We start from the raw sequence: 13,102 nt of genomic DNA on the forward strand, positions 1-13,102 counted from the left end.
TCTAATCCTCTGGCTCAAGAAAAATGATCACTTATTTTTGCCCCACTACTAAGGACAATTGCTCAAAAAGCTCATCTACATCATCAAAAGACTTTACCCCGGTTTTTTCTTCTTCGCCACCCAGGAGGTGTAGCCCGGCTGGTTGCAAATACTCCAGCATGGATGGCAGTTCGGAAGCCTGAATGCCAATGCCCAACAGAATTGGAAAACGCTGGCAAAAATCCTGCACGATGCTTGCATTCAGGATTGCTCCATTTTGGACATCGTTCCAACCAAAGCCCCCTTTGTCGAAATTGAGCAAAAAATAACTGACGTGGGGCGCAAAGTGGGTAAGCATAAATTCAATATCGCCTGTAGTGGTTGTTTTTTCCACCACAATTTCTTTGATCACAGGCAATTGATAAGACAAGTCCATCACCGTAGCCAAATCGGTGAACATACCAACCTGCACCGCATCCAATCGCAAATCCGCTACCTGTTGTAAGATATCATCCTTGGCCGAAAGGCTAAATTCGCCGACAATCTTGGGGCCTTCTACCCATTCGCGCATGGCTGCTACTTGCAGGGGGGCGATGGTATTTTCTTCTCCCGTACTCAGGTTAAAACCCAGCCATTCTACCTCCCATGCCGAAAAATAGCGGGCATCGGTAAGGTTGGTCAAGGATCCTGCTTTGATTTTGATGGACAGCATGGCGACAAATTTAGCCGTGAAGATAGGAAGCTACTCGAAAAAAATTGTGGGGAAATTGCATTGGTAGTGGGGCAAAAATAAGTGTTCATTTTCTTTGAGCTAAAGGGTTAGATAAGACACTTAAAATGAACCGTTTACTCATCTAATCCGTTGGCAAAATGAAACACTCATTTTTTTATCGCCCCTTAGGTTTACCTTTACAGTCAAAGACTACAAAATGAACATTAAAAGCATCTCAATAGGCTGTGATCACGCAGGTTTTCCTCACAAAGATCCCATCAAGGCCATGCTCACAGAAATGGGCATTGCCGTAAAAGATTACGGAACGCATTCGCTGGATTCGGTGGATTATCCCGATTTTGTACACCCTGTAGCCAATGATGTAGAGAATGGACAGGCAGACCTCGGCATTTTGCTGTGTGGCAGCGGCAATGGGGTCGCCATTACGGCCAACAAGCACCAGGGCATTCGCGCAGCGCTGTGCTGGATGGAAGAAATCGCGGCATTGGCGCGTCAGCACAACAATGCTAACATTGTTTGTTTGCCAGTGCGTTACACTACCCTGGAGCAAGCTGAAGCGATCGTCAAAGCATTTCTAGAGGCTGAGTTTGAAGGAGGGCGGCATGCCCGGCGAGTGGATAAAATTCCGTTGGGATGTTGAATGATCTAGCCTACTATTCTGATATTATTTCTCCAAAATGGTACTTTAATACCTATCCAAGTATGAAAAAACCACTTTATTTATTTGTCCTGTTGGTTTTGAGCATCAGCCTCAAAGCCCAATTGAATCCTGTAGCCCAACGTTTGGCGGCTACGATTACGACTGAAGACCTGCGCAAACACTTGTTCAAGTTGACCTCTGCAGAATTTGAAGGCCGAGAAACAGGTACCGAAGGACAACGTCGGGCAGCAGATTACCTCGCGGCTCAAATGAAAGCCATGAACCTACCTACCGTCGGCGAAGGGGGCACTTACTTTCAATCCATTTTGTTTACCAACCAGAGTTGGCGCACGATCGAGGTAAAAGACACCAGCGCCAAGGAAATTCGCCACCTTTGGGACTACTACGCCTACCCCGGTACCAACCCCAAGCAGTTTACGGCCAATTTTAAAGATGCAGTTTTCCTCGGATTTGGCATCGATGCACCGGCTTACAGCGATTACAAAGGCGTAGATGTAGCTGGAAAACTGGTGCTGGTATATGATGGCGAGCCCATGAAGCAAGGCAAATCCTGGGTCACTGGAACGGAAACTCCTTCGAGTTGGACAACCGACTGGCGGCAAAAAGTCAAAGCGGCAAAAGCCCATGGTGCGGCGGCGGTGTTTATCATCGACCGCAAGTTCAAAGAAAATGTAGCGGAAGCCCGCAAAGCCATCCTCAACTCGCGCAACGACATGGCCAAAGACGAAGATCCAGAGGCCAATTATGCCCCCAACTACTTCATCACCACCGATTTTGCCAAAAGCATCCTGGGCAAAATGGTAGGCAAAGCCACCAGCGCTCGCGATAAAATCGAAAGCAAAGGCAAACCTCGTCACCTCAATTTCAACTGTACCCTGCAAATCACTGCGGAGAAGAATTACAGCCAGTTGAAAGGTGCCAATGTACTGGGTTTCATTGAAGGTATCGATCCCAAGCTCAAGGATGAAATTGTGGTGGTGACCGCACATTACGATCACCTGGGTAAGCGGGGCGATGACATGTATCCCGGTGCCGACGACAATGCCTCTGGTACCTCCACCGTACTCGAAATTTGCCAGGCATTTGTAGAGGCAAAAAAATCAGGACTTGGGCCGCGCCGCAGTGTGTTGTGTATGCTCGTATCGGGTGAAGAAAAAGGGCTATTGGGCTCTCAGTACTACGCCAAATTCCCGGTTTTTCCACTCGAAAAAACCGTGGTGGATGTAAACGTGGATATGGTAGGCCGCGTTGATGACGAGCACAAAGACAATCCCGATTACATTTATGTGATTGGCGCCGACAGGCTGAGTTCAGATTTGCACAAAATCAACGAGGAAGCCAATGCAACTTACACGCATCTAACCCTGGATTACAAATACAACGACGAAAAAGATCCCAACCGTTATTACTACCGTTCGGATCACTACAACTTCGCCAAAAACGGGATTCCTGCCATTTTCTTTTTCAATGGCACCCACGCGGATTATCACCGCACTTCGGATACTCCCGACAAGATCAACTTTGAAAAAATGGCCAAAATTGGACACCTGGTGTTTTACACCTCCTGGGAATTGGCCAACCGAGATGCTCGAATTGTGGTAGACAAAAAGTAATTTCTTCTGAATAATAATTGAGGCGAAGCAATCTAAGTACGCAGAAAAATTACATCCCGATTTTTGCGTCATTCTAAGTTGCTTCGCCTCAATTATTTTAAGTCTATTGCTTAAATACTTTAGAACCAAAGAATTCCGTCCCCTCTTTTGCCAATACCTGATACATTCCGGCAGGCAAACTGCTCAAATCCAATACTTGACCTGGATTTAGCACAATCGCTTGCAGCATTTGTCCGTTGCTGCCAAAGACTTGTACTTGCGCCTTGTCTTGTAGTTTGAGGTACAATGGTCCTCGGGTTGGATTTGGATACAAAATCAAGGGCTTAAATGGAGTGGGAAGATCTCGCAATGACGAAACCGGGTCATAAAAATAGAAGCGCTTATTGTCCAGTTTAAAGGCTTGCGCATTGGTATCGAAGGTATAATTCACATCATATTTGGCACTGCCGTCCTTGTTGTAAAAAAACTCAGCACGGCTTCTTTGATCGGGTTGTCCTGTATTGACAACCGATGTTTCCCGAAAAAGTATCCTCTTGGCGGCATCGTATCCGTAGATGGTACTACTGGATTTGCTCCAGGTCATGGATACAAAATCCCATCGAAAGCTTTCGGTTTGCTCCAATAGCCCCAATCCATTGTATCGGTTGGTTAGTTGGGCTTGAGGAATGGAATCTGTGTTGCCAATTGCCGTGTAAGTTGTAGAAGTACTGAGCAGTTTGTTGGTGTAGGTATACTTTGTGAAACTGCTCTTCATAGCAAGCTCCCCGAGATACGTAAAGCTTTCGGTTCGGGTGAGATTATTGTTGCTATCGTAGGAATACACGTCTTTGATGCGAAATATTTGACCGGAAATTGAGACAGTGTTGTTGATTTCCTTGACTTGGTCTTTGCTGTTGAATGTGCTCGTTTGTTTCAAGGTCAGGACATATTTATTTTCCGTAAGGCTCCAATTGTACGACAGCAACGAATCATTCTGTTGGGTATTTCCGTGTGGATAAGTCTGTTGCCGAGCCTGTGGAACAAACTGCTTCGTGCTTGCATCGTACGTTTCAGAATTAAATGCTGTAATTCTTTGCAAGGCATCAAAGGTATACCTAAAACGACTCTGAGGCACCCAAACCTCTCCATCATACTGAAAATTGACATCAACTCGTTCAGTTGGAGAAGGATAATCATAGGTGGCGCGCAGAAAGGCCGTTGAATCCGTGGGGCTTTTAACCCCATAAGCTTGATAGGTTTCCGTGCGGCGCAACCTGGGATCAGCATTGCGCAAGCCTTGATCCGAGGCAACAACAGTTTGGGCAGACAAGTGTCCGAAGAACAGCATGCCGCCGAAAATTAACAATCGGTTCTTTATCATTTTGAGATAGGTTGGTTCTCTTCCTTCAATGCCCGTCTCAGGATTTTCCCCACGTTGGTTTTGGGCAATTCAGTTCTAAATTCGATCTGACGAGGTACTTTGTATGCCGTTAAATTTTCACGGCAGTAGGCGATGATTTCCTCCTTATCTAGGGATTTGTCTTTTTTGACGATAAAAGCTTTGACCGCCTCCCCCGATTTGGCATCTGGCACCCCGATTACCGCGGCTTCCATTACTTTGGGATGTGCTGCGATCACCTCCTCAATTTCATTGGGAAACACATTGAAGCCCGATACCAGCACCATGTCCTTTTTGCGGTCAACAATCTGAAAAAAGCCATCTTCGTGCATCAGCCCAATGTCGCCTGTACACAACCAACCATCTTCAACCAACACATTTGCCGTTTCTTCCGGTTTGTTGAAGTAGCCTTTCATTACCTGAGGCCCTTTGATCTGAATTTCGCCAATCTGGTTCGGCCCTACTACATGTCCTTGATCATCTACAATGCGCAAGTCTGTAGAAGGTGCAGGCAGTCCAATCGAGCCGATTTTGCCTGTGCCATCGTAAGGATTGCAGGTTGCTACTGGCGACGTTTCGGTCAAGCCGTACCCTTCGGCCAAATAGCACCCAGTTACTTGCTGCCATTTTTCGGCAACAGATTTTTGCACGGCCATCCCTCCGCCAGAGGTGATTTTGAGCTTGCTGAAGTCCAGTTTGGCAAAATCGGGATGATTCAGCAACGCATTGAACAGGGTGTTGACTCCAGTTATTAACGAAACGGGATAGGACTGGATTGCCTTGATCACCGAAGGAATATCCCGGGCATTGGTTACCAATATATTGTGCCCACCAATGCCCATCAGCGACAATACATTGACGGTAAAGGCAAAAATGTGGTACATGGGCAGCGGACACAGCGCAATTTCTTCGCCTTCTTTCATAAAAGGCTTGCACCATGCTTCGACCTGCAACATATTGCTGACCAGGTTGCGGTTGGTGAGCATGGCACCTTTTGATATTCCCGTGGTACCTCCAGTGTATTGCAGCACGATTACATCCTCTGATTTGCCGGTGTGGGGCGGAATCTGAAATTTCTTGCCTTGCGCCAATGCTTCGGTAAATGTAACCGTATTCAAGATTTGGTATTTGGGAACCATACGCTTGAGGTTGCGCACGACAAAATTGACCACAACTTTTTTGGGGAATCCCAGGAGTTCGCCAATACTGGTGGTGATCACCGTTTTGATGTTGGTATTGGGCAGGATTTGTTGGAGGTTGGCTGCAAAATTTTCAGCAATGATGATGGCAGTGGCTCCTGAATCCTTGAATTGGTGCTCCATTTCCCGGGGCGTATACAATGGATTGGTATTGACTACAATTAATCCAGCACGTAAGGCTCCAAAAAGCGCAATAGGGTATTGCAACAAATTGGGCATCATGATGGCTACTTTTTCGCCGGGCTCTACGCCCCGAGACAACAAATAAGCCCCAAAATCGCGAGAATAATTATCGATTTGCGCATACGTCATGGCTTTACCCATGCAGGAGAAAGCAATTTTTTTATCATACTTTTTAAAAGCCTGCTCCAGTAAGTCGACAACAGTTGGGTATTGCTCTGGATTGATGTTGGCTGGAATACCATGTGGATATTTCTTAAGCCAAGGACGGAATTCACTCATGGATTGATGTAGTCTGGTTTTGCAAAATATTTGGCAGTAAGAGCAAAAATAAGAATATTGCAGTAAAATACCTGCCCATTATGAACCGTCGTTTTTTTACCCGCAATTTGGCCTTAGGCACTGCAATACCGTATTTGTTGAACGGCCAAAAGAGCAATCGCCGTCATGAAAGACTGGCCTTGCTCAAACCTGCCCGCTTAAACCGGGGCGACCTGGTGGCGCTCATCACGCCAGGAAGTTATATTCCGGATGCCGGATTAGAAAAAGCTGTTAAAAACCTGGAAGACCTGGGATTGAGGGTTGCAACCGGCAAAAACGTTCGTGCCAAATACGGTTTCGTAGCTGGAACGGACTCCCAGCGCCTGGAAGATTTGCACGCGGCATTTGCCAACCCGGAAGTCAAGGCAGTGTGGTGTGCGCGGGGAGGATACGGCTGTACCCGTTTGTTGCCGTATATTGATTACCACCTGATTCGTAAAAATCCTAAAGTTTTCATCGGGTACAGTGATATTACGGCACTGCATTTGGCTTTTTTGCAAAAGACAGGTTTGGTTGGATTTCATGGCCCCGTGGCACAGTCGAGCTTTACACCTTATACCCTAGAGCATTTTGTGGCAGTTGTCATGGAAGGGCAAGCTACCCATACCATTCCATTGGCGGAGGCTTATGCCAATCCTGAAGATTCGCTGTACAAGTTTTCCACCTTGCGCAAAGGACGGGTGCAGGGCGAATTGGTAGGTGGAAACCTTTCTTTGTTGGCGGCCATGGCGGGTACTGAATTTGGATTGGACGCCCGCAACAAGCTTATTTTTATGGAAGACATTGAAGAAAAGCCCTACCGGGTAGACCGCATGTTGACCCAATTGCGTCAATCCGCGCACTTGCATCAGGCTGCTGGTTTTGCCTTAGGCATTTTTGCAGGCTGTGGCCCCGAGGAAGGCGATGATTCACTGACTTTGCAAGAGACCATCATCGACCGATTGGCGGATACCAATGTTCCTGCGGTATATGGCCTTTCATTTGGACATATTTCGCATCAGTGTACTTTGCCGATGGGTGTGATGGCGGAATTGGATACTGAGGCACAGACAATAAGGCTGTTGGAAAGCGCAGTGCGATAAATGGCATAAAAAAATGGGCTTGAAATAATCCCAAGCCCATTCCTCATAAAAGCGGTCATATTATCAATTCCCACCTAGCAGAAATTTTTTATCTTCATCTTCCTTTGTCCGGTTCAAAAGCATTTTCTCCAATTGCTTTTGCTCGCGGCGTTTGCGGCGTTCTTCTTTTCTTTCTTCTCGGGATAAATTCAAATCTGCACCAATGATAGTCGTGTCGGTTTCAACGCCTTCCAGAGTGGGATCAAGGTTCAGGCTGTCGGCCAGTGAATCTGAAGGATACCAGATGCGGTGTGCGCAACTGATGCGGTAACGCACCGAATCGGGCAGTTCTGCCATTTTTACCTCTTTCCAACTGCTGAATTTCGGATCGTTGTACACCCGTTGCATAAAAGCGCCCCAGATTGGAAGTGCAGTAGTGGAGCCTTGACCCGAGTCCAGGCTTTTGAAGTGAACGATCGGGCTTTCCGCACCTACCCATACCCCTGCAACCAATTTTTGAGTCAAGCCGATGAACCATCCATCCGATTGGTTTTGGGTGGTTCCCGTTTTGCCTGCAAAATCGCTGTTGATGCCAAACTTCCAGCGTACGCTGGAGGCTGTACCTCCTTGGGTTACGGAGCGCATCATTTTCAGCATGATGTCGGCAGTACGTTCGGAGAGGGCGCGTTTTTCTGGCTCTACATTTTTATTGGGACCAAAATCGGCGATCAATTCACCATCGGCAGTCTCGATGCGTTCGATAAAGAAAAATGGCCGCTTGATGCCCCTATTGACGAAAACCGAATAGGCTTGCACCATTTCTTGCAACGATGTCTCGACTGTACCTAAGGCAATAGAAGGGGCATAAGGAATTTTTGACTTGATGCCCATATTGGCGGCCAGCTTGCGCACCGGATTGATGCCCGTTTCCATGATGATTTGTACCGAAACAGTATTGACTGATTTGGTCAACGCGCCTTCCAGGGAATACCCACCGCCATATTTGTTATCTGAGTTTTTCGGTTGCCAATTTTCGTATTCAGGGTATATTTTGGGCTGGTTTGGAAAGTACTTACAAGGATCCATACCACTTTCTACCGCCTGAGCGTACAAAATGGGCTTGAAGGTAGAACCCACCTGGCGGTGAGATTTTACGTGATCGTATTGTACAAATTTATGGTCAAAACCACCCACCCAGGCTCGGATGGCTCCAGTTTCGGGTTCAACAGCAATCAACCCTGTGTTGAGTTGGCGCAGGTAATATTTGATGGAATCGAGTTGACTCATCACCCGTTTGATCGAGCCCTTTTTCCAATCAAACAATTCCATGGGGTATTTTTCACTCATCCGCCGAATGATGCCCTCATGGGAAAATCCTTTATTTTTCCATTGCTGGTAGATGGGGTTAGCTTCAATGATTTTGCGGAAATTTTCATCGTTTTCCCAGGGATCCTGGTTGCTCCATTCGCCGTTGAAGCGGCGCTGAATTTTGGGCAGTTGTTCCATTACTGCCTGTTCCGCGTGGTTTTGCAAACGGGCATCAATAGTGGTATAGATCTTCAAACCGTCGGTGTAGTGGTTGTATGGTTCGCCGTTGGGTTTGCGGAAATTTTTCAAAACACCCTCTAATTCCAAGCGGACATACTCGCGAAAATAGGTAGCTAGGCCTTCGTTTTGCATGTCTAGCGAGTCGTATTCCAAGGTCAGGGGTAAGTTGGCCAAAGAGTCCAGTTCATTGTCACTCAGGTATTTGTATTTGTGCATCCGCTCCAAAACCAGGTTACGGCGTTCTTTAGCTTTTGCCTTGTTTTTGCGGGGATTGTAAGACGTTGTAGCCTTCAACATTCCGACCAAAATGGCCGCTTCTTCGATTTTCAGCTGTTTCGGCGATTTATTGAAAAAGCGCTGCGCAGCTACCTTGATGCCGTATACATTTTCACTAAAAGGTACTGTATTGAGGTACATGCCCAGCAATTCTTTTTTGGAATACACCTCTTCCATTCTGCGGGCAATCACCATTTCTCGAATCTTGTTCAGGAGCATGGTGGCGATGCGGTAAGTACGGCGAGGGTACAGGTTTTTGGCCAACTGCTGGCTCAGTGTACTGCCTCCTCCAGAGTTATCGTCATTTAGAATCAAAGAGCGAAACAACACCCGAAACAGTGCCCGCAAATCAATGCCACTGTGCTGCATAAAACGCGCATCTTCTGTAGCGATGAGCGCGTTGACAAGGGTGTCTGACAATTCATCCAACTCGGCATTGACCCGATTGGTGAAAAAGTAACGTCCCAGCAATACCTTATCGCGAGAATATACTTCAGATGCGGTACTGTTGCGTACGAGTCGAAGCTCTGACTTTGATGGCACAAATCCGAAAAAACCATTGGCCACAAAAGTGATGAGAATGGTAAAACCCAATAGAATGCCTGCAACACCTACAGTAAGGTAACCAAACATGGCATTCCAGGTAAATGGCCAGATGAACACACTGCGGAGTGCTTGCCAAAGCGGATTAAGTCCCTGGCCAATGTAGCGCCCAATTGCTCGTAGCCACTCGGTTATACTTTCCATATATTTTACATGGTTGATGAGATTGGTTTGTTGTTTTTTTTTTGAAAAAAATACAAACCAAATTGGCGACAAATTTACAAAGAATGCCGATGATTTAACGCCTGGTTTGGCCTCTTAACTATAATGCCGCCGGTATTTTTATTGCTGAGGTTTATTTTAAATTTTTTTATCCTTTAATTAACAGGATATTGAGAGATTTTTTTACCCGCAAAATCAACTCGGAAGGTTTGAAAGGTTTGGATAAAAAATCAGCGATGCCCATCAGTAGTGCTTTAGCGGTCAGTTCTTCTTCATCGGGATCAACCAACAGTAGGATTTTTGCCGAAGAGCCCTGGTTTTGAATCTCTTGAATGATTTCTAGGCCAGCTTGACGCCCCATATCTGCATCCACAATGACCAAATCTGGTTTGTGGGTTACAATATCTTCTAGAATCGACGCTTTCTTTTTGCTGTAAACAACCTCAAGTCCTTGTTTTTTCAGTCGAAATTCTATCGCTGCCAATAAGATCTCCTCACTTTCACAAATAAGTACTTTCATTTTTTTAGGCTTTTAAACGCATTTATAGACTAGTGTCATCTTCCCTGGGTAAAAAAATAAATTGTGCCCCTTCATCGCTCAGTACAAAAAGGCAAAAGTATTCGCGGGGGTTTTTGTACACCCGTCTAAAATCATCAATTCGGTTGGATTGCACCAATTTCTTGGTCACCATCTCTTCAAGTGTGGAAGCATGGATTGACCATTTTGCCCCTGTCTCGTTGCGTTCGATCAACAAAATCCCCAGTTCCAACTCCAACTGGTGAATCGCAAAAATGGGATACCTGGATACATCTTCATCCATAATGGTATCTGCCGCTTGGCCCATCATTTTTTGAAAAGGCGCAAGCTCTTGTGGTAGGCGTTCGTACAAACTCATAGTGAGGGTTGATTATTCAATTCTAGCAGCGCAACACTTTCAATGTGGTGGGTATGCGGAAACATATCCACGGGTTGCACTTTGAGTACGTTGTATTTGACCGCCAGCCGGCCCAGGTCTCTGGCCTGCGTACCTGGATTGCAACTCACGTATACAATGCGGGGAGCGGCCAGTTCCAGCAGCATGTTGATGACGTCTTCGTGCATGCCTGCACGCGGAGGATCGGTGATCAGCAAATCGGGTTTGCCGTGGGTTTCGGCAAAAGAAGTGGTCAAAATAGCGCGTACATCGCCCACATAAAATTTGACATTGCCCACGCCGTTGACTTCTGCATTGACTTTGGCGTCGTCAATGGCTGCCGCCACTTCTTCGATGCCTACAACTTGCTTGCAATCTTTGGCTACATACAACCCGATGCTTCCGATCCCGGTGTATAGGTCGTAAACATTTTCATGGCCTTGTAAGTTGGCAAAACGGGCCACTACATCGTACAAGTTTTTTCCTTGATGGGTATTGGTTTGAAAAAAAGATTTGGGGCCGATGCGAAAAACCACGTGCCCCAGGCGCTCTTCGGCATAGCCTTTTCCAGAAAAAGTATGTACGGGCAAATCCCAAATAGTGTCGTTCATTTTGAGGTTGATGCAATAGACCAGGGTAGTGATTTGGGGCAACCGCCGCTCTACCTCTTCCAAAAATGGCCTGCGCAGATCGGGATTGTCTTCGCCAAATGCAACCAGAGCCATTGTTTCGCCCAGGGTGGTAATGCGCAACATCAGGTTGCGGAGGAAACCCTGGTGTTGTTTTACATCATAAAAACTGAGTCCCTGCTCAATGGCAATTTTCCTTACCGTATTGCGTACTTCATTGGATGGATCTGGTTGTAGCCAGCAATGCTGAATGTCGATCACTTTATCAAATCCTCCGGCAGGGTGAAAGCCCAATACATCTGCGGCATTGCTGATGTCGGTTTTGATTTCTTCGTGGGTAAGCCATTGTTTGCAGGAAAACGCAAACTCCATTTTATTGCGGTAATAAAAGGGGCTTTCAGCAGGCAAAATTGGCAACCACTCGCCTACCGAAATTTTGCCCAAGCGGATCAGTGCATTCTCTACAACTACTTCTTTGTGGCGCAATTGTGCGGTGTACTCCAGGTTTTGCCATTTGCAACCGCCGCAAGTGCCAAAATGTATACACGATGGCTCTACCCGCTCGCTGGAATACGTATTGATATGTTTGACTACTCCTTGGATATGGCCTTTGCGTTTTTTGAGTACCAGTACATCTGCGCTGTCGCCGGGCACTACTCCTTTGGCAAAAACCACCTGACCATCTTCGGCTTTTCCTACGGCTTTTCCCTCATCGGCAATGCCAAAAAATTGCACATTGGAGAGGATCACATTTTTCTTCTTTCTAGCCATCAATTTGCATTAAGCCGCGAAGATACAGATTCGGGAGCGATTGGGGAAGGTTTATCGAGTAAGGACAATGTAATCGCGCAAAAGGGTGCGCAAAAACTCGAGGTCATCCGTCTGTTTGGTTTCATGAATATCCAGGTGTTCCCTCAGGTTTCCAGCCAATGCTTCTGCAATTTCCCAATGGGCATCATTGGGGTATTTGCGCAAGCGGCTGATGACTTGCTTGATGGTGAGCATGTCTTGCTCATTTAGCGCTTTCACTTGTGGATAAACAGGCTCATAACTATCGAGTGTATCGATGCTGAGGATGTTTTTTAAATGCATCCGCAAATTGTTGCGCTTGCGAATCACGGTGGTACCGGCAGTCATGTCCCCAAGCCGTTGTTGCCGGGTTGTTGAGCTGATCAGCATGGCCGCCAACACTCCACCAGAAAGAACAGTATCAATGTACTGAAAAACTGCCCGCAAGAGGTAATCATTTACGGTTGGGATTTCACCGTCGAGGCGCACCACCCGAATGTTCAGAATGCGCTTGCCCAGGGTTTGGCCCCCCATCATGCTTTCCATTAAAAAAAAATAACCAAAGAAAAAACCTACAAAACAGTACACAAATACCAACTGAATGCTTTCCATTTCCAGCGAACCGATTGTAGCAATGCCCAAAGGAATTAAGATACAAGCCATAACGATAATGAACAAATCGATAAAAGTGGACAAACCCCGCTCCCACAAGGAAGCCAGTTCGTACTCGATGGTGACATTTTGGGTTGTTTTAATTTCAATGGTTTGCATGGGCTTGCTTATATTTAGGAACAAACGTTCAATCCACACGAAAATACACAGGGTTTGTTCAGCTTGTGCTTATTTTTTGTAAATTGGTTCAATTTCAAGAATTATTATTAGACTTGTTACACGGGCTGTTGGCATTTTTTTCCTAAACTAAGCCCTGTAAAACCCAATTATGCGCGAGACCCAATTTATTCAGCAGAATAAGGAAAAGTGGGGTGAGTTTGAAAGCATCCTGGAGGATGAATACAAAGACCCCGACAAGCTCAATGATCTTTTCATTCAGATCAC

The 13,102-nt window shown here is 46.3% G+C and carries 11 protein-coding genes; 3 read left to right on the forward strand and 8 right to left on the reverse strand.

Annotated elements, in window-relative coordinates; translation table 11 throughout:
* Nucleotides 1–31: 31 nt before the first annotated feature.
* Entirely contained in the window at nucleotides 32–691 is a 660-nt protein-coding gene (trpF, locus tag ABW391_RS24895; protein ID WP_353484616.1) for a phosphoribosylanthranilate isomerase, read from the reverse strand.
* 217 nt (nucleotides 692–908) lie between these two features.
* Between trpF and rpiB the strand changes: the two genes are divergently transcribed.
* Together rpiB and ABW391_RS24905 are read left to right on the forward strand one after the other, a co-directional pair.
* Nucleotides 909–1,352 carry a ribose 5-phosphate isomerase B gene (gene rpiB / locus ABW391_RS24900; RefSeq protein ID WP_353484617.1) on the forward strand — a complete coding sequence of 148 codons (444 nt, stop codon included), beginning with the start codon at nucleotides 909–911 and terminating at the stop codon, nucleotides 1,350–1,352.
* Between the two features lie 62 nt (nucleotides 1,353–1,414).
* The gene (locus tag ABW391_RS24905; protein WP_353484618.1) at nucleotides 1,415–2,986 is read left to right on the forward strand and encodes a M28 family peptidase; all 1,572 of its coding nucleotides are present in this window, start codon (nucleotides 1,415–1,417) and stop codon (nucleotides 2,984–2,986) included.
* A 103-nt stretch (nucleotides 2,987–3,089) separates the two neighbouring features.
* On the opposite strand, the gene ABW391_RS24910 is transcribed toward ABW391_RS24905, so the two are convergent.
* Nucleotides 3,090–4,346, reverse strand: a complete 1,257-nt coding sequence (locus ABW391_RS24910) for a T9SS type A sorting domain-containing protein (protein ID WP_353484619.1) — start codon at nucleotides 4,344–4,346, stop codon at nucleotides 3,090–3,092.
* On the reverse strand, nucleotides 4,343–6,025 hold the full coding sequence (locus ABW391_RS24915; protein WP_353484620.1) for an AMP-binding protein: 1,683 nt from the start codon (nucleotides 6,023–6,025) through the stop codon (nucleotides 4,343–4,345). Before ABW391_RS24915 ends, ABW391_RS24910 begins: the two co-directional genes overlap by 4 nt.
* A gap of 80 nt (nucleotides 6,026–6,105) precedes the next feature.
* Here ABW391_RS24915 and ABW391_RS24920 point away from each other — a divergent pair, with 80 nt between their 5' ends.
* The gene (locus ABW391_RS24920) at nucleotides 6,106–7,146 is read left to right on the forward strand and encodes a S66 peptidase family protein (RefSeq protein WP_353484621.1); all 1,041 of its coding nucleotides are present in this window, start codon (nucleotides 6,106–6,108) and stop codon (nucleotides 7,144–7,146) included.
* A gap of 63 nt (nucleotides 7,147–7,209) precedes the next feature.
* Here ABW391_RS24920 and ABW391_RS24925 read toward each other — a convergent pair whose 3' ends face one another.
* The 5 genes from ABW391_RS24925 to ABW391_RS24945 form a co-directional block, all read right to left on the reverse strand.
* Entirely contained in the window at nucleotides 7,210–9,696 is a 2,487-nt protein-coding gene (locus ABW391_RS24925; protein WP_353484622.1) for a penicillin-binding protein 1A, read from the reverse strand.
* A gap of 166 nt (nucleotides 9,697–9,862) precedes the next feature.
* The gene (locus ABW391_RS24930; protein ID WP_353484623.1) at nucleotides 9,863–10,234 is read right to left on the reverse strand and encodes a response regulator transcription factor; all 372 of its coding nucleotides are present in this window, start codon (nucleotides 10,232–10,234) and stop codon (nucleotides 9,863–9,865) included.
* Nucleotides 10,235–10,256: 22 nt separating this feature from the next.
* Entirely contained in the window at nucleotides 10,257–10,610 is a 354-nt protein-coding gene (locus ABW391_RS24935; protein ID WP_353484624.1) for a hypothetical protein, read from the reverse strand.
* The gene (gene rlmD / locus ABW391_RS24940; protein ID WP_353484625.1) at nucleotides 10,607–12,028 is read right to left on the reverse strand and encodes a 23S rRNA (uracil(1939)-C(5))-methyltransferase RlmD; all 1,422 of its coding nucleotides are present in this window, start codon (nucleotides 12,026–12,028) and stop codon (nucleotides 10,607–10,609) included. The genes ABW391_RS24935 and rlmD overlap by 4 nt, the downstream gene beginning before the upstream one ends.
* A 51-nt stretch (nucleotides 12,029–12,079) precedes the next feature.
* Nucleotides 12,080–12,817, reverse strand: a complete 738-nt coding sequence (locus tag ABW391_RS24945) for an RDD family protein (protein WP_353484626.1) — start codon at nucleotides 12,815–12,817, stop codon at nucleotides 12,080–12,082.
* Nucleotides 12,818–13,102 lie beyond the last annotated feature (285 nt).

Origin of the sequence: Haliscomenobacter sp. (genome assembly GCF_040403615.1) — a bacterium.
Taxonomy (GTDB): Bacteria; Bacteroidota; Bacteroidia; order Chitinophagales; family Saprospiraceae; genus Haliscomenobacter.